The organism is Micromonospora sp. WMMD737 (assembly GCF_049179055.1).
GTDB classification, from domain to species: domain Bacteria; phylum Actinomycetota; class Actinomycetes; order Mycobacteriales; family Micromonosporaceae; genus Micromonospora; species Micromonospora reichwaldensis.
In genome coordinates, this window is the sequence record NZ_JBMHMH010000001.1 from 662039 (window position 1) to 685854 (window position 23816).

At 73.7% G+C, this 23816-nt stretch carries 14 protein-coding genes and 1 pseudogene; 11 read left to right on the forward strand and 4 right to left on the reverse strand.

The features are described from left to right. The first annotated feature begins 80 nt into the window (after positions 1-80). From ACN27A_RS02285 to ACN27A_RS02295, 3 genes are all read left to right on the forward strand, one after another. A complete protein-coding gene (locus tag ACN27A_RS02285) occupies positions 81-2426 on the forward strand; it encodes a ribonucleoside-diphosphate reductase subunit alpha (protein WP_421458351.1) in 2346 nt (781 codons plus the stop codon). A 35-nt stretch (positions 2427-2461) separates the two neighbouring features. Next, a complete protein-coding gene (locus ACN27A_RS02290; RefSeq protein WP_357577512.1) occupies positions 2462-3457 on the forward strand; it encodes a ribonucleotide-diphosphate reductase subunit beta in 996 nt (331 codons plus the stop codon). A 157-nt stretch (positions 3458-3614) separates the two neighbouring features. Next, positions 3615-6071, forward strand: a complete 2457-nt coding sequence (locus tag ACN27A_RS02295) for a right-handed parallel beta-helix repeat-containing protein (RefSeq protein ID WP_421449432.1) — start codon at positions 3615-3617, stop codon at positions 6069-6071. Positions 6072-6125: 54 nt separating this feature from the next. On the opposite strand, the gene ACN27A_RS02300 is transcribed toward ACN27A_RS02295, so the two are convergent. From ACN27A_RS02300 to ACN27A_RS02310, 3 genes are all read right to left on the reverse strand, one after another. Continuing rightward, entirely contained in the window at positions 6126-6995 is an 870-nt protein-coding gene (locus ACN27A_RS02300) for an LPXTG cell wall anchor domain-containing protein (protein ID WP_421449434.1), read from the reverse strand. Positions 6996-7129: 134 nt separating this feature from the next. Beyond that, the gene (locus tag ACN27A_RS02305; RefSeq protein ID WP_421449435.1) at positions 7130-10474 is read right to left on the reverse strand and encodes a hypothetical protein; all 3345 of its coding nucleotides are present in this window, start codon (positions 10472-10474) and stop codon (positions 7130-7132) included. A gap of 81 nt (positions 10475-10555) precedes the next feature. After that, positions 10556-12979, reverse strand: coding sequence for a low temperature requirement protein A (locus tag ACN27A_RS02310; protein WP_421449437.1), 2424 nt, complete (start codon positions 12977-12979; stop codon positions 10556-10558). A 184-nt stretch (positions 12980-13163) separates the two neighbouring features. On the opposite strand from ACN27A_RS02310, the gene ACN27A_RS02315 reads away from it, so the two are divergent. After that, complete coding sequence (locus ACN27A_RS02315) at positions 13164-13832, forward strand: M23 family metallopeptidase (protein ID WP_421449438.1); 669 nt, start codon at positions 13164-13166, stop codon at positions 13830-13832. Positions 13833-13851: 19 nt separating this feature from the next. Here the strand turns inward: ACN27A_RS02315 and ACN27A_RS02320 are convergent, their stop codons facing one another. Further along, positions 13852-14580, reverse strand: a complete 729-nt coding sequence (locus ACN27A_RS02320; protein ID WP_421449440.1) for a DUF899 domain-containing protein — start codon at positions 14578-14580, stop codon at positions 13852-13854. 359 nt (positions 14581-14939) lie between these two features. On the opposite strand from ACN27A_RS02320, the gene ACN27A_RS02325 reads away from it, so the two are divergent. From ACN27A_RS02325 to ACN27A_RS02355, 7 genes and pseudogenes are all read left to right on the forward strand, one after another. Next, positions 14940-15701: an SIR2 family NAD-dependent protein deacylase gene (locus tag ACN27A_RS02325; protein ID WP_421449442.1), complete on the forward strand. Its 762-nt coding sequence runs from the start codon at positions 14940-14942 to the stop codon at positions 15699-15701. 257 nt (positions 15702-15958) lie between these two features. Beyond that, positions 15959-16948, forward strand: a complete 990-nt coding sequence (locus ACN27A_RS02330) for a LacI family DNA-binding transcriptional regulator (protein WP_421449444.1) — start codon at positions 15959-15961, stop codon at positions 16946-16948. A gap of 236 nt (positions 16949-17184) precedes the next feature. Next, positions 17185-18660, forward strand: a complete 1476-nt coding sequence (locus ACN27A_RS02335) for a family 43 glycosylhydrolase (protein WP_421449445.1) — start codon at positions 17185-17187, stop codon at positions 18658-18660. 31 nt (positions 18661-18691) lie between these two features. Further along, on the forward strand, positions 18692-20212 hold the full coding sequence (locus ACN27A_RS02340) for a family 43 glycosylhydrolase (RefSeq protein WP_421449447.1): 1521 nt from the start codon (positions 18692-18694) through the stop codon (positions 20210-20212). Between the two features lie 119 nt (positions 20213-20331). Beyond that, positions 20332-21930 carry a glycoside hydrolase family 64 protein gene (locus tag ACN27A_RS02345; RefSeq protein WP_421449448.1) on the forward strand — a complete coding sequence of 533 codons (1599 nt, stop codon included), beginning with the start codon at positions 20332-20334 and terminating at the stop codon, positions 21928-21930. A 181-nt stretch (positions 21931-22111) separates the two neighbouring features. Then, positions 22112-23248, forward strand: a complete 1137-nt coding sequence (locus tag ACN27A_RS02350; protein WP_421449450.1) for a CaiB/BaiF CoA transferase family protein — start codon at positions 22112-22114, stop codon at positions 23246-23248. Positions 23249-23542: 294 nt separating this feature from the next. After that, positions 23543-23740: pseudogene (locus ACN27A_RS02355) on the forward strand (potassium-transporting ATPase subunit C); the annotation flags it as partial. Positions 23741-23816: the final 76 nt, after the last annotated feature.

Below are 23816 nucleotides of genomic sequence, written 5' to 3' on the forward strand. Positions count from 1 at the left end.
CTCGCGAGGAGTGAGTGGTGACAGTCACCGAGGTTTTTCCGGCCGACGATGCGGCCGTGGTGGGCCAGCGGCGGCCGCAGATGCGGGTCCGCAAGCGCGACGGCGGCACCGAGGCGGTCGACGTCAACCGGATCGTCCGCGCGGTCGAGCGGTGGGCCGACGACCTCGCCGACGTCGACCCGCTGCGGGTGGCCACCCGGACGATCAGCGGCCTGTACGACGGGGCGACGACCGCCGAACTGGACCGGCTGTCCATCCAGACCGCCGCGGAGATGATCGGTGAGGAGCCGCAGTACTCGCGGCTGGCCGCCCGCCTGCTGGCCGGCTACGTCGACAAGGAGGTCCGCCGGCAGGGCATCGGCTCCTTCAGCGAGGCGATCCGGCACGGCCACGCCGAGGGCCTGATCGGTGACGACACCGCGGCCTTCGTCGCCGCCCACGCCGGTGCCCTCGACGCCGCCGTCGACCCGCGCGGCGACCTGCGCTTCGAGTACTTCGGGCTGCGTACGGTCTACGACCGGTACCTGCTGCGCCACCCGACGAGCCGGCTGGTGCTGGAGACCCCGCAGTACTGGCTGCTGCGCGTGTCCTGCGGCCTGTCGCAGGCACCGGACGAGGCGATCGAGTTCTACCGGTTGATGTCGAGCCTGGCGTACCTGCCGAGTTCGCCGACGCTGTTCAACTCCGGCACCCGGCACACCCAGATGTCCTCCTGCTACCTGGTCGACTCCCCGCGCGACGAGCTCGACTCGATCTACCAGCGGTACGCGCAGGTGGCGAACCTGTCGAAGTTCGCCGGGGGGATCGGCATCGCCTTCTCCCGGGTGCGCTCCCGGGGCGCGCTGATCAGGGGCACCAACGGGCAGTCCAACGGGATCGTGCCGTGGCTGCGGACGCTGGACGCCTCGGTGGCGGCGGTCAACCAGGGCGGCCGGCGCAAGGGCGCGGCCTGCGTCTACCTGGAGCCGTGGCACCCGGACGTCGAGGAGTTCCTCCAACTGCGCGACAACACCGGCGAGGACGCCCGGCGCACCCACAACCTCAACCTGGCCAACTGGATCCCGGACGAGTTCATGCGCCGGGTGGAGGCCGACGGGGTGTGGTCGCTGTTCGACCCGGACGTGGTGCCGGAACTGCCGGACCTGTGGGGCGAGGAGTTCGACGCCGCGTACCGGGCCGCCGAGGAGCAGGGCCGCTACGTGCGGCAGGTCCCGGCGCGGGAGCTGTACGGGCGGATGATGCGTACCCTCGCCCAGACCGGCAACGGGTGGATGACGTTCAAGGACGCCGCGAACCGGCTGTGCAACCAGACCGCCGAGGCGGGCAACGTGGTGCACCTGTCCAACCTGTGCACCGAGATCGTCGAGGTCTCCAGCGACGCCGAGACCGCCGTGTGCAACCTCGGCTCGGTCAACCTCGCCGCCCACCTGGGCGCGGACGGCATCGACTGGGAGCGGCTGCGCGCCACCGTCCGCACCGCCGTGACGTACCTCGACCGGGTCATCGACATCAACTACTACCCGACGGCGCAGGCGGCGGCGAGCAACCCCCGCTGGCGGCCCGTCGGGCTCGGCCTGATGGGCCTTCAGGACGTGTTCTTCGCGCTGCGACTGCCGTTCGACTCGCCGGCCGCCCGGGAGCTGTCCACCCGGATCAGCGAGGAGCTGTACCTGACGGCGCTGGAGACCTCCGCCGACCTGGCGCGACGCTCGGGCCCCCACCCGGCGTACGGGCAGACGCGGGCGGCGCGCGGGCAGCTGCAACCCGACCTGTGGGGCGTCACGGGCACCCAGACGGCACGGTGGAACGCGCTGCGGGAGCGCGTGGCCGCGTACGGGCTGCGCAACTCGCTGCTGGTGGCGATCGCGCCGACCGCCACCATCGCCTCGATCGCCGGCTGCTACGAGTGCATCGAGCCGCAGGTGTCCAACCTGTTCAAGCGCGAGACCCTGTCGGGGGAGTTCCTCCAGGTCAACACGGCTCTCGTACGCGAGCTGAAGGCCCGGGGCCTGTGGACGGAGCGGATCCGTTCGGCGATCAAGCGCGCCGAGGGCTCCGTGCAGGACGTCGCGGAACTGCCGGCCGAGGTGCGGGAGCTGTTCCGTACCGCGTGGGAGCTGCCGCAGCGGGCGTTGATCGACCTGGCCGCGGCCCGCGCCCCGTACATCGACCAGTCGCAGTCGCTGAACCTGTTCCTGGCCGCGCCGACGATCGGCAAGCTCTCCTCTATGTACCTGTACGCCTGGAAGGCCGGCTTGAAGACGACCTACTACCTGCGGTCGCGGCCGGCCACCCGGATCCAGCAGGCCACCGTCGCGCCCGTCGGGCCGGCCCGTGCCGCCGGCCTCGTCGCGCCGGTGGCGACCGTCGACGAGGCGCTGGCCTGCTCCCTGGAGAACCCCGAGTCGTGCGAGGCCTGCCAGTGACCACCCCGACCACCAGCGAACCGAGGACCACACACATGCTGCTCGACCCGGGGATGGATCTCACCCTGCGCCCGATGCGCTACCCGCACTTCTTCGACCGCTTCCGCGACGCCATCCGCAACACCTGGACGGTGGAGGAGGTCGACCTGCACGCCGACCTCGCCGACCTCGACCGGCTCTCCCCGGCCGAGCGGCACCTGGTCAGCCGCCTCGTCGCGTTCTTCGCCACCGGCGACACCATCGTCGCCAACAACCTCGTGCTCAACCTCTACCAGCACGTCAACTCGCCGGAGGGCCGGCTCTACCTGTCCCGGCAGCTGTTCGAGGAGGCCGTGCACGTCCAGTTCTACCTCAACCTGCTCGACACCTATGTGCCCGACGAGGCCGAACGCTTCGCCGCGTTCGCCGCCATCGAGAACATCCCGTCGATCCGGCGCAAGGCCGAGTTCTGCTTCCGCTGGATCGACTCGCTGGGCGAGCTGCGCCAGCTGCGTACCCGGGAGGACCGGCGGGCCTTCCTGCTCAACCTGATCTGCTTCGCCGCCTGCATCGAGGGCCTGTTCTTCTACGGCGCCTTCGCCTACGTCTACTTCCTGCGCTCCCGGGGGCTGCTGCACGGCCTGGCCTCCGGCACCAACTGGGTGTTCCGCGACGAGTCCATGCACATGGCCTTCGCCTTCGACGTGGTGGAGACGGTCCGCAGGGAGGAGCCGGACCTGTTCGACGACGAGCTGGCCGCCCAGGTGCGGCAGATGCTCGCCGAGGCCGTCGAGTGCGAGGTCCAGTTCGCCGAGGACCTGCTCGGCCAGGGCGTGCCCGGGCTCTCCCTGGCCGACATGCGCGAGTACCTGCAACACGTCGCCGACCGGCGGCTCGCGCAGCTGGGCATACCCGCCCACTACGGGTCGACCAACCCGTTCGCGTTCATGGAGTTGCAGGACGTCCAGGAGCTGTCGAACTTCTTCGAGCGGCGCGTGTCGGCGTACCAGGTCGGGGTGAGCGGCACGGTGGCCTTCGACGACGACTTCTGAGCACGGGGGCCGCGCAGGCCGTGCGGCCGTCGCGCCGGGCATGGGCACGGGAACGCTCAGGTCGAGCCCGGGGGCGGCGGACGGGCGGCGGGCCCGATCTATGCTCCTGGTGCCTCGCCACCGTCGGCGGCGCGGTCTGGGCGGGGGGACGGGTCACGTGGGTGTGCGGACGCTGCTGGTTTCGCTGAGCAGGGCGAACGCCTACCGGGACATCGGGGCGGCGGTGGCGGCGGCACCGCACGGCGCGGTGGTCGTCGTGGAGCCGGGCCGCTACGACGGGCAGATCGTCGTGCGGTCGAAGGCCGTCACGATCCGGGCGGCGGTGGCGGGCGGGCCGCCGGTGCTGGTGGAGAGCGGCGCCGCCGCGCCCGTCGTGTACGGCGAGGACGCGCAGGTCGTGCTCCAGGGGCTGACGCTGCGGACGTGGAGCGCCGACGCGCCGGCGACGGTGTCGGCGCTCCGCGCCGCCCTGACGGTCGAGTCGTGCGTCGTCACCGGGCAGGCCTTCAACGCCGTGCTCTGCGAGCGGAGCACCGCGCACGTGCGGATGTGCGACGTCAGCGGGATGCGTCGGGGCGTGGCGTTCGTCGACGGCAGCGGGGTCGTCGAGAACTGCCGGCTGTGGGACCTCGACGAGTACGCCGTGCTGTCCAAACGGGACAGCCGACCCACCGTGCGGCACTGCCACGTCCGGGACACCGACCGGGGCTTCGATGCCTTCGAGGGCGGTGGCGGCACCGTCGAGGACTGCCACTTCACGGGCGTACGCGTCGGGGCCGTCACCGCGGGCGGCCGGTCCCGGCCGACGGTGCGGCGGTGCCGGGTCTCCGGCGGACGCGGCAGCGGGCTGGTGTTCAGCGGGTCCGCCGGGGGGCTGGTCGAGGAGTGCGAGCTGACGGACCTGGAGGGCTGCGGCGTCGAGGTCTCCGGCGGCGCCGAGCCTGACGTGCGCCGCTGCCGGATCGAGGGCGTCGGCCGCAACGGCATCTACGTCAGCGGTGCGCGTGGCACGTTCACCGACTGCGACGTGACGGCCAGCCGGCTGCCCGCGATCGCCGTGGTCGACGGGGCGGCGCCGCTGGTGCGCGGCGGCGTCCTGCTCCGGTCGCGGGAGGACGCGCTGCTGGTCCGGGCCGCCGCCGGCCGGTACACCGGCGTGCGGATCGAGGCTCCGGGCCGCTACGGGGTCATCGTGCAGGGCGGCGACCCGACCCTGACGGACCTGACGGTCGACGGTGGCGAGGCGGGAGTGGTGCTCGACGGCACCGTCGAGGCCGACGTGCGCCTCGACGGCGCCACCGTCCGGGGCGCGACGAGCAGCGGGATCGCCGCCGGGGGAGCGGGCCGGCTCACCGGTACGAACGTCCGGGTGGAGAACGCCCCGGTGGGGCTGGTCGGCACCGACGCGATCGCGGTCACCCTCACCGACGCGGTGTTCTCCGGCGGCGCCGTCGGTGTGACCGGGGCGGGCGAGGCCGCCCTGCACCTCACCGGCAGCACGGTAACCGGGACCACCGGTCCCGGGCTGCTGCTGCGGGAGCAGTCCCGGCTGACCCTGCGGGCCAGCACGCTGCGCGCCTGCGGCGGGGACGGCGTGCAGGTGGAGACCGACGCCCCGGTGCTGGTCGACCGGTGCGAGTTCGTCGACGTGGCCGGCGAGCCCGTCCGGGGCGCCGACCGCCCGCGGGTGTCGGTGACCGCCCCGGAACAGCCGGCCGCCCCGGTCGTGCCCGCTCCCGGGGACCGGGCCGGCTCCGCCGACGAGGCAGGCATGCCCGCCCGTCCGGCGTCGGGCGGCGTCGACGTCGACGCCGTGCTGGCGGAGTTGGACGGCATGATCGGCCTGGCCGCGGTCAAGCGGGACGTGCGGACGCTGATCCAGCTCATCCGCGTCGGCGAACAGCGCCGCAGGGCCAACCTGCCGGTGCCGCCGGTGAGCCGGCACCTCGTCTTCGCCGGGTCACCCGGCACCGGAAAGACGACCGTCGCGCGGATCTACGGGCGGCTGCTCGCGCAGCTCGGCGTCCTCGCCAAGGGGCAGGTCGTCGAGGTGGCGCGGGTCGACCTGGTGGGCGAGTACCTGGGCAGCACCTCGCTGAAGACCGCCGCGGCCTTCGAGCGGGCCCTCGGCGGGGTGCTCTTCGTCGACGAGGCGTACGCGCTGGCCCGCACGTTCGGCACGAACTCGGACTTCGGGCTGGAGGCGATCGACACGCTGGTGAAGCTGATGGAGGACCACCGGGACGAGACGGTCGTCATCGTCGCCGGCTACTCCGAGGAGATGGTGCAGTTCCTGGCCACCAACCCCGGCCTCGCGTCCCGGTTCACCAGGACCATCGAGTTCGTCGACTACGCCCCCGACGAGCTGCTCGCCATCATCTCCGCGCTGGCCGGGCAGCACGGCTACGACCTGACCGCGCCGGCGGCCGACGCCCTGCTGGACCGGCTCGTCGAGGCCGTCCGCGACCCGGTGTTCGGCAACGGCCGGGGCGCGCGGAAGCTGTTCAACGCCATGATCGAACGGCAGGCGGGACGGCTCGCGGACGTGGCGGCGCCGACCGCCGAGCAACTGCGTACGCTGCTGCCGCAGGACATCCCCGCCGCCGACGACTGACCGCGCCCGCCGGTCGCCCCCGACCCGCGGGGATCGGGGGCGCTTCCGCGTGCGTCAGGCGGAGAAGTGGGTACGGCGACGGCGGGCGACGAGGTAGCCACCGCCACCCAGGAGCAGCAGCGTGACGCCGATGCCCGCCAGGGTGGTGGTGCCCGCGCCGGTCACCGGCAGCCCGCCGCCCGCGCCACCGTCACCGGGGGCGGCCGGGCTGGTGCCGGGAGTCGTCGGCACGGCGCTCGGCACGCCGGAGGGCGTGGCGGTCGGCGAGGTGGTGGCCGAGGGGGTCGGCTCGGGAGACGGCGGGGTCGTGAGCCCCACGTAGGCGAAGTTGAGCGGAGACTTGTTGGCCGAGATCGGCAGCGTCCTCGCCGTCAGGCTCAGCGTGCCGCCGGTGCCCCGCACCGCCGTGGTGTCCAGCCCCGCGTCCTGCTGGGCCAGGGCCTGCACGCCGCCGTGCCCGTCGGCCCACTCCTTGCTCGTCCAGCGGAACACGATGGCGGGGAGCCGATCCGCCTGGGCCCCGGCTGCGGTCTTGACGACCGGGCCGGTGAGCGCGAGGGTGGCCCCGACGTCGAGCTGGTCGTCGAACTCGCACCAGGCCGTGTCCTGGTTGCTGTTGACGGCGTACCAGCAGTTGTCGTACCTGGCGGCGAAGTCGATGTCGTTGTAGACGCGCAGCTGGACGACGAGGCCCCTGGTCGCGGTGTCGCCCACGTTGGTGACGCCGAGCGCGACCGGTGCGACCTCGTCCGGGCCGACCTGGTACCGCTTGTTCCTGCCCGTCTCCGGGTCCTTCTCCGTGACCGCGGCGAGCTTCGCGGTCTCGGGCGCGGGCGCGGCGACGGCGGCGGCCGGCCCGACGGCGACGCCGGCGCCGAGCACGGCGACGCCCAGGACGAGACGAGCATTCCTACGCACGTTCATTCGTGATCCCCCGTGTCGATGGCCACGACACCCTACCGGCCATCATGGACGGCCGCTGCCCCGCTTCGGCGGCGGCGGGCACCGGGGCAGGCGGACATCGCCGTACGGCCGTCGTCCCGGCGAGCCTCAGGGGATCACGTCGCCTGCATCGAGATGTCGAAGGCGGCGTCGCGGACGTCGGCGACCGGATGTCCGCGCAGCAGGTGGAGCACGTCGCGCCAGGGAGCGGACCAGCCGAACGCCCTGCCGGCGCCGGCCAGTGCCACCGCGAACAGGCCGGTGGTGTCCTCGCCCCGGGCGGCGAGGGCGCGGGCCGTGTCGAGTGTCGGCTCGGCGTCCAGGGCCGCCGGGGAGGCGGTGCGCTGGGCGAGCAGGTGGGCGAGCCGGGCGGCGAGCGCCGGCCGGCCCGCCACCAGCTCCGCGATCGTGAGGATCTCGGCGGTGAGCTGCGCCGACGTCGTGTCCCTCAGCGGCAGCGCGCTGGTCAGCAGGGTGCCCGCCTGGGCCACGTACGCGCGGTGCCGGCCCAGCTCCGCCGCCGCCCGCCGCACCGGCGCGGGGTCGACCGGTGGCCCGAGCGTCCAGGCCGCCGTGGCCACGATGTCGTCGATCCGCCGTCGGGCGGGGCGGTCCCCGGCGGGGCCACCGAGGTCCGCGTCGGCGCCGTCGATCCGGACGAGGGCGTCCAGCGCGGCGACGGGCACCTCCCGTTCGGGGCGGTCCGGGTGACGGAGCACCGCCGGCAGCATCAGGCGCACCGACTGCCAGTCGTGCTGCCCGTCCAGGTCGGTGAGCGCCGCCGTGAGCAGGTCGGTGAGGTCGGGCGCCCAGGGCAGCCAGTGCACGAGCCGGGGCCAGGCCAGCCGGCTGAGCTCCCGGTCGGGGCTCGCGCAGGCCCGGGCGACGAGGGCGGCGTAGCGGGGGCGATCCGGTGCGGCGATTCCGCCGGGCGGGGTCGCCAGCACGGCCAGCGACTCCTCCCGGCTCCCGACGATCGCCTCTTCGAGGATCGGCCAGCTCTCCGGCGCGTGCAGTCGCTGCCGGGCGGCGTCGACGATCGCGGCCCGTACGTCGCGGTGCTGGCCGGGTCGGCGCCACGCCGACACCAGTACCGCCATCGCCTCCGGGGGACCGAAGCGGCCGAGCAGCCGGACCGCCTGCTTGCGGCTGGTCACCTTGCCCCGCCCCAGGGCGACGCCGGACAGCGGGGCCACCAGGTCGGCCGGGCGGGTGAAGCGGACGGCGCGGGTGGCGGCGTACAGGGCGACCCTGGCCCGTTCGTCGTCGGCGTGCGACAGCAGCAGCGGCAGCGCCTCGGCGGGCCGGTCGGTCCACGGCAGCGACTCCAGGGCCGCCTCGGCCAGGGTGACGTTCGGCGAGCCGACGTGGCGCAGCACCAGCTCCCGCCCGGCGTCGGGCACCCGCGCGGCGGCCCGTACGGCGGCGGCCCGGTGGTGCAGCGGGGTGCCGGCGTCGGCGGCGAGGCGCGCCTGCAGCCGCACGAACGCCTCCTGCTGGCGCGGCAGCCACCGCTCGACGTGCACCGGCCGGCCCGGGATCCAGCGGGTGCCGGCGGTGAGGAAGGCCCCCCTCGGCGGGTGACGCAGCACCCGGTCGAGCAGGTCGGTACGTCGGGCGCTGACGGTCCGCCACACCGTGGGGAGGGTGACGGTGGAGCTGTCGGAGTCCAGCACGTACGCCACGCGCTGCGCCCGGGTCCTCGGGTCGGCCAGCCACAGCTCGACGGCCTCCCGCACGACGGCGGCCACGGTGCCGGGGGTCGTCGCCCGGCGCAGCAGCTCCTGGAGGTCGGGCAGCTGCCAGGCCCGCCGCCCCAGTGCCCGGGTCACCGCGAACAACGCGGTGAACTGCCCCCGGGCCACACCGGCCTCGACCCATCCGCGCAGCCGGGCGAAGACCAGCACCTCCTGGCCGCGCCGCAGCGTCTCGTCGAAGCGCCCGAGCGGCGGCAGCCGGTGCCCGCCGAAGAGCCGGTCGAGCGTGTCCAGCGCCCACCGCAGCAGGGCCGGCTCGTCGACGTGCCGACCCAGCACCCGGGCGGCGAGGGTGCCGAGCGCGGCGAGGGTGCGCGTCGAGGCGTCGCGGGTGGTCGTGGCGTCGACGGTGATCCGGGTCAGCGCCTCGACGGCGTCCGCGCGCAGCAACGGGGCCAGGTTCGCCAGCTCCGTCAGCGCCACGGCCCGGACCGGGTCCTGCTCGTTGCGCAGCCGATCCAGCCAGGTCAGGGCCTCGGCCGCCGCCGCGGGGTGGCGGCTGCGCCGGGCGGCGGCCAGGAGCAGCTGGTACGCGACGGCCCGGTCGTGCGCGTCGGCGGCGCGCAGGGCGGGGGTGAGGGCCGCCGACGCCGCCGGCCAGGGCAGCAGGGCACTCCACGACCGCACCTGCGCCTCGTCGTGGCGGACGTCGTCGAGGGCGAGCACCCGGCGTGCCTCCCGCTCCCGCCAGTCGTGCGGCAGCACCTCCATCAGCGACGCGTCGGGGATCAGGGTGGCCGTCTCGACGTCGGCGAACACGGCGTCGTACAGGTCGCCCCGGCGCGCCGGGGGCAGCGCCCCCAGCAGCCGGTCCAGGGCGTTGTTGTGGCCGCGTACCCGCCGGCCCAGCGCGACCAGGTCCGCCTGCGGCAGCCGGGCGAGCCGACGCAGCAGCGCCGGGGGCAGCCACTGGTGAGCCACCCAGTCCGCGCGGGAGGGCGCGGTCAGCAGGGCCAGCATCCGTCGCGGCGCCGACGCGGCGAGCGGCCCGTAGTACGCGAGGTCGCCGGGGAGGTACCCGGTGGGCGCGTACCGTTCGAGGAGCGTCAGCGCGCGCTCCGGTCGGCGCCGGCCGGCGACCAGGATCCTCGTGCCGTGCTCCGTCCACCAGCGGTCCCGCTCGGCGGGGTGGAGATGGGGCAGCGTCGACTCGGCGTGGTCGAGCACCACGTCGCCGTGGCGACGGGCCAGGCAGACCGAGCCCGACAACGCGTGTTCGACGACCGGCAGCAGCCGGCGGACGGTGTCCGCCCCGCAGGCGGGCAGCAGGGCGACCGCCTCGGCGGCCCCGAAGCGCCCCAGCACGCCGTCGACCAGGTCGTCGGCGACCGCCGGCCGGTGCAGGTGCCGCAGGGACCGGTAGACGAGGTGGCACAGGTCGGCCGGCGCGTCCCGGACGAGCGCGCGCAGGTCGTCGCCGGCGAGCCAGCCGGCGCGCAGGCCCGCCTTCACGGCGACCGCGCGGATCGTGCCGTGCCGGTCGCCGAGCGCCGCCCGCACCGCCGCGTGGTCGCCGACGATCTCGGCGGCGGTGACGGCCAGGAACCGGTGGTACGACGACGCCTCGGCGCGCAGGTCCGCCAGGATCTCCGGCAGCTCGCCCGTGGCGGCCGCCTCGCGGGCGCGGCGGGCGAGCGTCGCCATCCGCTCGCGGTGGGCCAGCACGTCCAGTTCGCCGAGCAGCCGTCGTGTCGATCTCCGCACGCCGCCCATTGTGGCGGTCGCCGGGCCGCCCCGCCGACCCGTCGTCCGCCCGGCGCCTGCCGAGGACCGCCGCTCCACCGGTCAACGGCCGCCGGGCGGCGCGGCGGCACGCAGCGAGGTGGTGGTGGCGACCGCGACGCCGACCGCCGCGAGCAGCACCAGCGACGCGAGGCTGGGCAGCGCGGCGGTCGCCGGAGCGGCGAGCGCCACCACCAGCAGCGCGAGCATCCGTCGCCGGCAGAACCGGCCCGTCGCGCGTCGCCAGATCAGTTGGTCGCCGGCGAGGAAGACGAGCACGCCGCCGTGCAGGGCGGCGTGTCCCAGCGACGCCAGCGGCGCGCCCGGCCGTTGGGCCGCCTGGGCCAGCGCCGTCGTCAGGCCGAGGGCGACCAGGATCAGACCGGCGACGGTCAGCAGGTGCAGGTAGGTGTAGGCGTCCCGGGCCAGGGCCGCGCCGCGTGGGCCGGTCGACACCTGCGACAGCCGCCGGTCGAGGACGCGGTCGGTGCCGACGTACGTCCACCACAGGGCGGCGAGCAGGGCGACGATCAACGCGACGGTGACCAGGGACGCCGCCGAGATCGACGTTTCGGCCAGTGCGACGCCGGTGGAGATGAAGCCCTCCCCGAGGGCGACGAGCACGACGAGGTTGTACCGGTGCGTCCACTGCGCGATGGAGCGGATCCCCCAGTCCCTGGCACCGGTCAGGTAGCCGCCCGCCAGGTCCACCACCACCGCGGCCGTCCAGCACGCCGCGCTGAGCAGCGAGATGGGCTGGCCGATCGGGGGAAAGGTCAGCGTCGCGCCCACCAGCAGCGCCAGCGCCGCGGCGGTGGGCACAGTGGTCCGGGTCGCCTGGGCTCGCAGCGCCGGATCGCCCCTCGCGACCCGGAAGAACGCGGCGAGGTGCAGTACCCGCAGCGCCACGTAGCAGGCCATCACGATCAGTGGGCCGGGAAGCCCACCGGGAACGCGGCTGAACGCCTGCGGGATGGCGACGCCGAGCACGAGGATCACCGCGCCCGCCGCCAGCACCGTCGCCCGCAGCAGGGTGGTGTCGCGGGGTGCCACGCTCTCCAGCCAGGCGTACAGGCACCAGGACCACCAGAGCAGGGCCAGGACACCGAGGCCCTGCGCCAGCCCCGCCGGGGACGGCTGGCGGGTCACCAGGACGGTGATCTGGATGAACGCGTACACGACGATCAGGTCGAGGAAGAGCTGGTGCGGGCGGACCACCGTCACCCGCCGCACCGTGCCGGCGACCGCCTCGTGCAGCCAGTGGTGCCGACGCGCGAAGACGGTACGGTCGGCGATCACGGCGGTGCCCAGGCAGGCGGCGAGGATCGCCAGCGATCCCAGCGCCGGCGCGTTCAAAGCCACCGGTGCGGCGGCGAGCAGCAGCCCGATGCCGAGCACCACGCTGCGCCCCACCAGGTCGAACCCGCGCTTCTCGAAGGCCAGCAGCCCGAGCAGGTAGAGCAGCGCCCCGCCGTGCAGGGCGAGCACGCTGCCCGTGCCCCAGCGGCCTGCGGTGCTCACCTCCGTCGCGCTCAGGGCGTGTTTGAGGCCGAGCGCGAGCAGGATCAGGCCGCCGACCATCGGCAGGTGCAGCAGCGCGTAGGCGTCGCGGCCCACCAGCGACGTGGTGCCGCCGGGCATTCGCCGCAGCGACTGTTCGGCGGCGAACCGGGCGAGGTCGAAGTAGGTCCACCACAGCATGATCACCACGAGGACGCCGAGGGCCGATCCGCCGAGCACCGACCAGGTGATGGGCGGATCGCCGACCAGTCCCCGGCTGGTGCCGATCGAGATGATCGTCTCGCCGAGGGCGACGAGCACGATCAGGCTGTGCCGTTCCGCCCAGTGCCCGACGGACCCGAGCCGCCAGTCGCGCGAGCCGAGCCCCGCCAGGCCGGCGTAGTCGACGGCGGTAGCCACGGTGAACAGCACCACCTGCGCGAGGCGCACCGGCGGCCGGTCCGGCAGCAACGCCGGCAGGGACGCGGCGACCAGCAGCAGCGGCGAGGTGACGCACAGCGGCAACCACGCGCGTCGGGTGAACAGGGGCCTGTCGCCGGCGTTCAACCCGGCGAGGGTGGTGACCGCCAACGGTACGAGGCGCACCAGGACGAACGCGACGGCGAAGACGAGGGGACCCCACAGGCCACCCGGCCGGTCCGTGAAAGCCGCCGACAGGGACACCGCGACCACGAAGATGCCGGCCGCCGCCCCGAAGACGACCAGTGGCATGACGCCCCGGTCGAAACGCACGGTGTTGCCGAGCCAGGCGTACGACGCCCAGCACCGCCACAGCAGCGCGACCACCAGGAAACCCTCGAACAGCCCGACGGGGTGGAAGTTCGCCGACATCAGCTCGGTGACGTTGAAGAACGCGTAGACGAAGACCAGGTCGAGGAACAGTTCCGGGCGTGTCACCCCGCCCGGGCCGGGCTGGATCCGCCCGGACACCGCGGCGCGGATCCGCCCGGCCCCCGACGCGCTCATCGCCACCCGCCCACTCTCCCAACCAGCGGGCGGGTGCCACGCGGGATCGCCGAAGCCGCGCCCGGTGCCTCCGGGGAGCCGTCGGGCGGGCAGGTCGTCGACCGGCGCGCTGGGCCGCCGTACCGTCGAAGGGCCCGCGGCTGCCGCCGGCCGCCCGGGGCGGGGCGCCTTGCCGGCGTCTGCCATGCTCGGGCCGGTGACGACCGGTCGCCCCACCACCCCCCGCACCCACCGCCGCGTCCGCAGCCGCCGCACCCGGATCGTGCTCGTCTCCGGCGCGGTCGCGGTGGTCCTCGCCGTCGCCGTCCTCGTCGTCGCGGTGGTGGTGCCGCTGCTGCGGCCGGCGGGTCCGCGCCCGCTGTTCCAGCTTCCCGTCGCGTGCGGGGAGACCTGGCAACTGGGCACCTATCCCGGTCACGACGACTACGACGTGGACATGTTCCCGACCGAGGGCAGGGCGTGGGGACGGCCGGTGCTCGTGTCCTACGCGGGGGAGGTCACGGTGGCGGGGATCAACGGATCGCTCGGTGGCCGTACGCCCGAAGACCCGGACGGGTCGCGTGGCCGCGGCGGCGGCTACTGGGTGAAGATCGACCACGGCGGCAAGTGGGAGACGCAGTACCTGCACCTGCTCGAACCGCCGCTGGTCCGGGTCGGTCAGCGGGTCGCCCAGGGCGAGCAGATCGGGCGGGTCGGCAGCACCGGCAACTCCGGGGCGCCGCACCTGCACTACGAGCAGCGCCGGGGCTGGGAGAAGGTCGAGGCGCACTTCGACGGGGTGCCGTCGGGCATCACCCACGACGACACCGAGTACACGGTCAAGCGCAAGAGCAACAACTGCGTGCCGGAATGACCGACGGCGCGGCGGGTGGTCAGTGGGTGTGGCTGCCGGCCGCGTCCGTGTCGTAGGTGTCGTGGTGGGGGAACTCGTTGACGTAGCGCTGCCGGCCCAGCGGCGTGAGGTCGAGATAGTTGTACGTGTTCAGCAGCGGGTCGAGGCCGCGGCCGTACACGGAGTAGGTGTGCAGGATCCGGTCGCCGTCGCGGACGAAGACGCTCAGGCCGTGGGCCTCGCCCTGCAAATGGTGGGTGAGGCCCTGGGCCGCCAGGGTCTCGGCGTCCTTGTAGTTGTATTCCACCGGGGCGACTGCCGGGTCCATGGTGACGTGGAAGTCGTAGTTGAAGTCGCTGCCGTGCGAGGAGTACCAGGGAAAGCGCCAGCCCATCCGGCTCTTGAATGCCGCGAGGGTCGTGAACGGGGCGCGGGATACCACGGCGAGGGTCGTGTCACTGGCGTGCAGGTGCGTGAGGTGCCCGAAGTTGTCGACCAGCAGCGAGCAACTCGTGCATCCCTCGGCCCATTCCGGGTCGAACATGAAATGGTAGACGATCAACTGTCGTCGTCCCTCGAACATGTCGGCTAGCCGGACGGCGCCGGCGGGGCCGGTGAAGGAGTAGTCCTTCTCGACGGCGACTGCCGGCAGTTCGCGCCGGAGCGCGGTGACCCTGTCCCGCAGGCGGGTGATCTCCTTTTCGCGGTCGAGCAGTTCCTTTCGGGCGTCGACCCACTCGTCCCGGGACACGACCTTCGGTGCAATCATCGACGACACGCCTTTCCGCTGGAGCGCCTGGCCCATTCTTGTCGGGCCGTACGCGATCACACCAGCCCTCACCCGGTGTCGTGGGATTCCCATTTCCGGTGACCGTTCCGGCGATTCGTGCCGGCCGGTGGAGCAATTGCGCAGGTCGGCCGGTTCGCCCTTGCCGCCCGGCCGGTCCGCGTGTCGGGAAACGGGGCGGGCGTGGGCCGGCGAAGTGCGCATCATCGAAGAAGCCCGCGCCACCCCCAGCGCCCGGGGTTCGACAGCCGGCGCTGCGCCGCCCGACCGTCATCGAGACCGCACTAGTCTTGCCCGACGGGTCCGGGTCGAAGGGGGCAGGCGCGATGGGGGAGCGGTCGATGCGGGAGGCCGCAGCGCTGTTGGCGCAGGCGCGCCGCGTCGTGGTCTTCACCGGCGCGGGCGTCTCCGCGGAGAGCGGTGTGCCGACCTTCCGCGACGCCCTCACCGGTCTGTGGCGCAGCTTCGACGCGCAGCGGCTCGCCACGCCGGAGGCGTTCCGCGAGGATCCCGCGCTGGTCTGGGGCTGGTACGAGTGGCGACGCGTCACCGTGCGGCGGGCCCGCCCGAACGCCGGTCACGTGGCCGTGGCCGCGATCGAGGCACGCCTGCCCGGCGCGGTCGTGGTCACGCAGAACGTCGACGACCTGCACGAGCGCGCCGGCTCGCTCGCACCGATCCACCTGCACGGCAGCCTCTTCGCGCCGCGCTGCTCCGCCTGTTCCCGTCCGGCGCCGACGCCGCACGAGGCCGCCGGGGAACCGGGCGACGGCCGGCGCGTACCTCCGCCCCGGTGCGCGCGCTGCGCGGGTCCCGTCCGGCCCGGGGTGGTGTGGTTCGGCGAGGCGTTGCCGACCGCCGCGTTGGAGGCCGCCGTGGAGGCGGCGTCCACGTGCGACCTGCTGGTGACCGTGGGCACCTCGGGCCTGGTGTATCCCGCCGCCGAGATCCCCCAGGTGGCTGCCCGCTTCGGCGCCACCGTGCTGCAGGTCAACCCGCAGGAGACGCCCCTGGACGCCGTGTCCGACGTGAACCTGCGCGGTCCGGCCGCCCAGGTGCTTCCCGCCCTGGTGCACGCCGCCTGGGGCGCCGACCCGGCGTGACGACGCGCGGGAGCGTCCGGTGCGGGACGCCGGCTTGGGCCGTGTCGCGGGCCTGCGCCCCGGTCGCCGGCTCAGCCGTACCGGGGCCGGCGGTACCGCTGACGTAGACTGTCGGCGGTCCAGCCCCGGCCAACCGACACGCGCCGGCTGGCGGCGGCGAGGGTGTTGCCGTGTCACGGAGGCCCTCCGTCGAAGTCGGACGTGGCGCAGTCGCCGGACGGGGCGGGAGAGGTGAGGTGGCCGTGCGCGGTCCTGCGATGACGGACGTGGCTCGCCTCGCCGGCGTCTCGCACCAGACGGTGTCCCGGGTCCTCAACGGGCACCCCAACGTACGCGAGCAGACCCGGCTGCGGGTCCAGGCGGCCATCGCCGAACTCGGCTACCGGCCCAACCGCGCGGCGCGGGCGCTGGTCACCGGCCGGTCCCAGGTGATCGGCGTGGTCGCGCAGAACACCACCCTCTTCGGCCCGGCCTCGCTGCTGGCGGCCCTGGACCAGGCGGCCGCCGAGGCGGGATTCGCGGTCAGCGTCGGCAGCGTGAGCGACCTCGACGACCAGTCGATCTCGGCGGCGGTGGAGCGGCACCTCGCGCACCGGGTCGCCGGCATCGTGGTGATCGCGCCCGTCGAGTCGGCGGGGGAGGCCCTCGAACGGCTTCCCAAGGACGTTCCGCTGGTCACCGTCGACGGCGACCCGCGCCGTCCGGTGCCCCTGGTCACGGTCGACCAGGTCGCCGGTGCCCGCGCCGCCACGCAGCACCTCCTCGACGCCGGGCACCGGACGGTCTGGCATGTCTCCGGCCCGCCGGACTGGTTCGACAGCGCCGGCCGGATCGACGGATGGCGGGAGACGTTGCAGGCGGCGGGCGCCGAGTTGCCGCCGCTGCTGCCGGCGGACTGGTCGGCGGCGGCGGGGTACCGGTGCGGACAGATGTTGGCCCGGATGCCCGAGGTCACTGCGGTGTTCACCGCCAACGACCACCTCGCGCTCGGTGTGCTGCGGGCGCTGCACGAGCACGGCCTGCGGGTGCCGGACGACATCAGCCTGGTGGGCTTCGACGACGTGCCGGAGGCGGCGTACTTCATCCCGCCGCTGACCACCGTGCGGCCCGACTTCGCCGCGGTCGCCCGGGCGAGCCTGGACCTGCTGCTGGCGCAGATGGAATCCGACGTCGCGGGCCCGCTGCGGCAGACGGTCGCGCCCTCCCTGGTCTCCCGTCGCAGCGTCGCCGCCCCGCCACGGCGCTGATCACGCCGGCCGTCCCGGCGGTGCGGTCCGGCCGCCCGAAGCCCTTGACAGCCATCAATGTTAACGCCAACACTGCTGTTGCTGCGCCGTGACGCGAAACGCCACCGTCACGTGTTCCGGTTCATCCTGCTCCTTGCCGGCGGCACGAGCCCGCACGGCCCACGAACGGCGCGTCGTCGCGCCGGTGTCGCGACCTGCTCGTCCGGCGTCGGTCCGGAAGCCAACGGAGGAAGTCGATGAAGCTGGCAGACAAGATGCCACGGACGGGCGGTGGGTGGTGGTTGTCCGCTGCCGTGGTGGCGGTGGTGGTGTTGCTGGGGTCTGGTGTGGTGGTGGGGTCGTCGGCGTGGGCGGCGGCGGTGGACACCGGGGCGACGTACGTGTTCGTGAACCGGCACAGCGGGAAGGCGATGGATGTCTTCGACTGGTCGACGGCTGACGACGCGCCGGTGAATCAGTGGGCGCGTAACGACCTGGCGGTGCAGCAGTGGCAGTTCGTGCACGTGGGTGACGGTTTCTACAAGGTTCGTTCGCGGCACAGTGGGAAGGTGTTGGATCTGCCGGGGGCGGCGGACGGGACGCGGTTGGTGCAGCGGGCCGACACCGGGGTGGCGACGCAGCAGTTCCGGTTGCAGGATTCGGTGGGCGGGTACGTGCGGTTCGTCAACCGGTCGAGCGGCAAGGTCGTCGACGGGTGGGACTGGTCGACGGCGGATGGTGGGATGTTGGCCGCCTACCGTGATCTCGACGGGGCCAACCAGCAGTGGCAACTGGTCCGCCTCGGCGGCGCCCCGCCCACCACGACACCGCCGCCCACGGGCATCCCGCCCGCCTCCTACCCGCAGCCCGGCAGGGTCACCGGCGACATCGGCGTGCACGATCCGACCGTGGTCAGGCGCCCCGAGGGCGGTTACCTCGTCGCCCACACCGGCAACGACGTCGCGCTGATGACCTCCACCGACCGGGTCACCTTCCGCAACGCCGGCTCGGTCTTTCCCGGCGGTGCGCCGTGGATCTCCACCTACACCGGCGGCGCGCGTAACCTCTGGGCGCCGGACCTGTCGTACCGCGACGGCCGCTACCACCTGTACTACTCGGCCTCGACCTTCGGCTCGAACCGGTCGGCGATCTTCCTCGCCACCAGCACCACCGGCGCGTCGGGCAGCTGGACCAACGAGGGCCTGGTCGTCGAGTCACGCACCACGGACGCCTTCAACGCCATCGACCCGAACCTCGTCGTCGACGACCAGGGCCGCTGGTGGCTGAGCTTCGGTTCGTTCTGGTCCGGCATCAAGCTGATCCAGATCGACCCGGCAACCGGGCGTCGGCTGGGCACGGCGATGCACAGTCTGGCCAACTACGGGCCGGGCGTCGAGGCGCCCGTCATCGTCAAGCGTGGCGCCTGGTACTACCTGTACGTCTCGTTCGACCGCTGCTGCCAGGGCGCCGGCAGCACCTACCGGGTGATGGTCGGCCGCGCCGCCGTCCCGACCGGGCCGTTCGTCGACCGTGCCGGCCGCGACATGCTCTCCGGCGGCGGCACGCAGGTCCTGGCCTCGCACGGCGGCGTCCACGGCCCCGGCCACCAGGCCGTGCTCGCCGACACCGACGGCGACCACCTCTTCTACCACTACTACGCCGACAACGGGGCGTCGCTGCTCGGCGTCAACAGGATCGGCTACGACGCGGCCGGTTGGCCCTACCTCTACTGATCGACGGCCGCCGCAACCCCGTGGAGGACAGATGCAGCCATCCCGTCCACCCCGCCCCTGCGGCGGCGTCGTCCACCGGGCCGCCGGTACGCAGCGCGCCGGCCGCCGTACCGTGCCGCGTCTGCGGTCGGCCCTGGCCGCGGCGGTGCTGGCCCTCGCCATGCCGCTCGGCCTGCCCATGGCCGGGCCGGCGCACGCCGCACCGGCGGTTAACCACATCAACCCGCTGGCGGAGCAGCGGGCCGACCCGCACATCGTCAGGCACACCGACGGCTACTACTACATGACCGCGACGGTGCCGCAGTACGACCGGATCGTGCTGCGCCGGGCCAGCACGTTGCAGGGGCGGGCGACGGCGGCGGAGACGACGATCTGGTACCGGCACGCCAACGGCGAGATGGGCGCCCACATCTGGGCGCCGGAGATCCACTTCATCAACGGCAGGTGGTACGTCTACTTCGCCGCGGGCCGGACCGACGACGTGTGGCGGATCCGGATGTACGTGCTGGAGAACGCGAGCCCGGACCCACGGACCGGGTCGTGGACCGAGCGCGGCCGGATCACGACCCCGTGGGACACCTTCAGCCTGGACGCCTCGACCTTCGTGGCCAACGGGGTGCGCTATCTGACCTGGGCACAGCAGGAGCCGGGCGTCTCCACCAACTCCAACGTCTACCTCGCCCGGATGGGTGGCAACCCGTGGCAGATCACCGGCACGGTGACCCGGCTCGTCGTGCCGACGTACGACTGGGAGACCCGCGGGTTCCGGGTGGCCGAGGGACCCGCCGTCATCCAGCGCGACGGCCGCCTCTTCCTGACCTACTCGGCCAGCGCCACGGACGCCAACTACTGCCTCGGGATGCTCAGTGCCTCCGCCACCGCGAACCTGCTCGACGCCGCTTCCTGGAGCAGGAGCCCGACCCCGGTGTTCGCCAGCAACCCGGCCACCGGCCAGTACGGCCCCGGCCACAACTCCTTCACCGTCTCGGAGGACGGGCAGAGCGACATCCTGGTCTACCACGACCGCAACTACCGGGACATCGTGGGCGATCCGCTCAATGATCCGAACCGGCGGACCAGGATTCAGAAGCTGTACTGGAACGCCGACGGCACCCCGAACTTCGGCATCCCGGTGCCCGACGGGGCCACGCCCGTCCGGCTGCGTTCGCACGACCTGACCACCAGCTACGTCCGGCACTACGACTACCGGGCCCGCGTCGAGCCGAACGTGACGAGCCTGGCCGACTCACAGTTCCGCATCGTCGCCGGCCTCGCTGGCGCCGGATCGGCGTCGCTGGAGTCGACCAACCTCCCGGGCCACTACCTGCGCCACCGTGACTTCGCCCTGTACGTCGAGCGCGACGACGGCTCTACGCTCTTCCGAGGCGACGCGAGCTTCCACCGGCGGTCCGGCCTGGCCGCCGGGGCCGGGCTCTCCCTCGAGTCGCAGAACTTCCCGGGCCGGTACGTGCGCCACCGGGCCGGACTGCTCCAGCTCGAGGCGGTGAGTTCGAGCGCCGACCGAGCCTCCGCCACCTTCCACCTGGAGTAGGCGGTCCACGAGCCGGCGCGCGGGTCGCATCGGCCAGTGTCTATTGACAGGAGAGCCGCCTCGGCGCGACGCTGAGAGAGCGCTCTCTCACTCCGCCGCCACCCCGAGGAGGACTTTTCGTGAAGTTTCGAAGAAGGCTGCTCGCCGCCGTGTCCGCGCTGATCGCCGCCGTCCCGGTGACCCTCGCCGCCGCCCCCGCCCACGCCGTCGGCCCCGCGCTGCTGCCCGTCACGGTCACCAACAGCACCGGTCGGGGCGAGGCCGTCCACCTGTACGTGATCGGCGTGCAGCTCTCCAGCGGCCGCCTCGGCTACGTCAACCAGGGCGGCACCTTCGTCCCGTGGTCGGGCGGGCAGCTCCCGCCGTCGCCCGCGCCGGACGCGTCGATCCCGGGGCCCGGAAACGGCGGCAGCACGACCATCCGGTTCCCGCGCGGGTTCTCCGGCCGCGTCTACTTCTCCTTCGGCGAGAAGCTCAAGTTCTTCCTCACCCCGGACGGCCTCGTGCAACCCGCGCCGTGGGCGGCCGGCGACGCCAACCGCGACATCCTGTTCGACTGGAGCGAGTTCACCTACAACGACGCCGGACTGTGGCTCAACAGCTCGCAGGTCGACATGTTCGCGGTGCCGCACGCGGTCACGGTGACCGGTGCCACCGGCGTCACCAAGCGCACCGGCGACGTCGTGGCCGGGGGCCGCAACGCGATCATCGAGGGCATCCGGTCCCAGCCGGGCTGGGCCAACACGGTCCACACCCGCTCCGACGGGACCGTGTTGCGGGTTCTCGCGCCCGGCAAGGCGGCCGGCGCCGGCCTGTTCAGCGCCACCTACCTGGACTCCTACATCGCGTCGGCCTGGAACGCGTACACGACCAGGACGCTGACCGTGGTGCCGTTCGCCGACCAGCCGAACACCCGCTACTTCGGGCGAACCTCGGGCAACGTCATGACGTTCACCAACAGCGCCGGCCAGCGGGTCGCCTCCTTCAACCGGCCCTCCTCGGCGAGCGTTTGGGGCTGCGACGGGGACCTGCCCGCACCCAACGACCCGGTCGTCGGCCCGATCTCCCGGACGCTCTGCGCCGCGCTGAACCGCGGCACGCTCGGCACCATCGACACCCAGCCCAGCACCGACGCCGCCCAGTTCTACCGCAACAACCCGACGAACCACTACGCCCGCGTCATCCACGCCAACATGGTCGACGGCAAGGCGTACGCCTTCGCCTTCGACGACGTCGGCGCGTTCGAGTCCCTGGTCCACGACGGCGACCCCCGCGCGGCCGGACTCGTCCTGAGCCCGTTCGGGGCCGGGAGCGGCGGGCCGGGGAACCCCGGCACGGGGGTGCCCGTGCTGAGCAACTGGAACAACAAGTGCATCGACGTGCCGAACTCGAACTTCGTCGACCGGGCGCAGTTGCAGATGTGGAACTGCAACGGCACCGCCGCGCAGAAGTGGACGTTCACCGGCGACACCCTGCGCAGCCAGAACGACAAGTGCATGGACGTCGACGGCGGCGCGACCGGCAACGGCGCGGTCGTCCAGCTCTACACGTGCAACGGCACGGGCGCGCAGCGGTTCACCCTGACCGCGGCCGGCGATTTGGTCAACATCCAGGCCGGCAGGTGCGTCGACATCCGGGACTGGAACAGCGCCGACGGCGCGAAGCTCCAGCTCTGGGACTGCGCGGGCACCGCCAACCAGAAGTGGCGCAAGGGCTGACCCGCCCGGCGGATGGCGGCGACCCGTCGCCATCCGCCCCGGCCCGGACCGTCGGGGCGACCGACGTGCGTCGCGCCCGCTGTGCCATCGTGGTCCTGCCATCGGAGCGCCGGCCGTCGGCACCCGGCAGGTGCCACGATCCGCCGCGCCGGCCGGGGCGTCGACGGGAAGGGGAGCGGCGATGGGGGAGCAAGGGCCCGGGCCGCTCAGCGGCATCCTCGTGGCCGACTTCTCCCGGATCCTCGCCGGACCGTACGCGACAATGCTCCTCGCCGACCTCGGCGCCGAGGTGGTCAAGGTCGAGGGGCCCGGCGGGGACGACACCCGGGCCTGGCTGCCGCCCGTGCGGGAGGGCACCTCCACCTACTACCTCGGCGTCAACCGCAACAAGCGGTCCGTCGCCCTCGACCTCGCCGACCCCGACGACCTGGCCGTCGCCCGGGAACTGGCCCGCCGCGCCGACGTCATGATCCAGAACTTCCGGCCCGGCGGCCTGCGGCGCTTCGGCCTCGACTACGACAGCGTCGCCGCCGTCAACGAGCGGATCGTCTACGCCTCGATCAGCGGGTTCGGCGCCGGCGCCGGTGCCAACCTGCCCGGCTACGACCTCGTGGTCCAGGCCGCGTCCGGCCTGATGAGCCTCACCGGCGAGCCGGACGGTCCGCCCTACAAGGCCGGGGTCGCCGTGTTCGACGTGATCGCGGGCCTGCACGCCGCCGTCGGCATCCTCGCCGCGCTGCACCACCGCGACCGCTGCGGCACCGGCCAGCACGTCGAGGTGGACCTGCTCTCCTCCGCGCTGTCCGGCCTGGTCAACCAGACCAGCGGCCACGTCGCCGGCGGCGCGACGCCGTTCCGGATGGGCAACGGGCACCCGAGCCTCTTCCCGTACGAGCCGCTGCCCACCGCCGACGGCGACCTCGTCGTCATCGCCGGCAACGACGGCCAGTTCCGCAAGCTGTGCCAGGTCCTCGGCCTGCCCGGCCTGCCCGACGACCCCCGGTTCGGGCGCAACCAGGACCGGACGGTCAACCGGGAGGCCCTGCGGCCCCTCCTGGTCGCGCGACTGGTCCTGCGCAGCCGCGACGAGTGGTTCCGGGACCTGCGCGCGGCGGGCGTGCCGTGCGCCCCGATCAACACGGTCGCCGGGGGCGTCGACCTGGCGCGGGAACTGGGGCTGGACCCGGTCGTCACCACCGGCGGCGTGCCCGGCATCCGCCACCCGATCGGCCTGAGCGCCACCCCGGCGCGCTACGACCTGCCGCCGCCGGGCCTCGACGAGCACGGCGACGAGATCCGGAACTGGCTGGCCGGCTGACGCCCGCCCGAGCGACTCACGCCTGCCCGCCCGGCTGACGTCCGCCCGGCTGACACCCGCCTGGCTGACGCCCGCTCGCTTGGCTGACGCGCGCCCGCCTGGCTGACGCCCGTCCCCGCCCGACCGGTAGTCGGACCTCGCGCGGCTGCGGCGTCCCCGTCCGCGTGCTCCGGGCGGAGGGCGTCGGTGAGCGGCGTCACCGCCGCGACCCGGCCGCGTGAAGAACGCGTCAAGAAACGCGCCGCCGCCGTCATGATCGCGTGACGACCCCTGTCCGGCGCGCGGGCACGGAGTTTCGACCCGCACATCAGTCCGGCGTACGCCGACATCCAGGTGGCGCGGGTGGCCCGTGAGCGGGGCGCGGACCCGGCGGCGGTCCGGCGCCTCGTCGCCGCGCACACCCGGGGCCGGGTGCTCGGGTTCATGGGCGCCCCCGCCGTCGACGTGCTCGCCCTCAACCTCGCCCTCGACGAGGCGCTGCCCGTCGCGTGAGGGGCGGCGTGGGGCGGGGCCGGGCGCCCCGCCCCACCCGTGGTCCGTGGTCCGACGACCGGCCGTGCCGGTGATC

Coding starts and splice junctions, on each gene's coding strand:
- ACN27A_RS02285 (WP_421458351.1), top strand. CDS start 81: ATGCGGGTCCGCAAGCGCGACGGCGGCACCGAGGCGGTCGACGTCAAC.
- ACN27A_RS02290 (WP_357577512.1), top strand. CDS start 2,462: ATGCTGCTCGACCCGGGGATGGATCTCACCCTGCGCCCGATGCGCTAC.
- ACN27A_RS02300 (WP_421449434.1), bottom strand. CDS start 6,995: ATGAACGTGCGTAGGAATGCTCGTCTCGTCCTGGGCGTCGCCGTGCTC.
- ACN27A_RS02310 (WP_421449437.1), bottom strand. CDS start 12,979: ATGAGCGCGTCGGGGGCCGGGCGGATCCGCGCCGCGGTGTCCGGGCGG.
- ACN27A_RS02315 (WP_421449438.1), top strand. CDS start 13,164: ATGCTCGGGCCGGTGACGACCGGTCGCCCCACCACCCCCCGCACCCAC.
- ACN27A_RS02320 (WP_421449440.1), bottom strand. CDS start 14,580: ATGATTGCACCGAAGGTCGTGTCCCGGGACGAGTGGGTCGACGCCCGA.
- ACN27A_RS02325 (WP_421449442.1), top strand. CDS start 14,940: ATGCGGGAGGCCGCAGCGCTGTTGGCGCAGGCGCGCCGCGTCGTGGTC.
- ACN27A_RS02330 (WP_421449444.1), top strand. CDS start 15,959: ATGACGGACGTGGCTCGCCTCGCCGGCGTCTCGCACCAGACGGTGTCC.
- ACN27A_RS02335 (WP_421449445.1), top strand. CDS start 17,185: ATGAAGCTGGCAGACAAGATGCCACGGACGGGCGGTGGGTGGTGGTTG.
- ACN27A_RS02340 (WP_421449447.1), top strand. CDS start 18,692: ATGCAGCCATCCCGTCCACCCCGCCCCTGCGGCGGCGTCGTCCACCGG.
- ACN27A_RS02350 (WP_421449450.1), top strand. CDS start 22,112: ATGGGGGAGCAAGGGCCCGGGCCGCTCAGCGGCATCCTCGTGGCCGAC.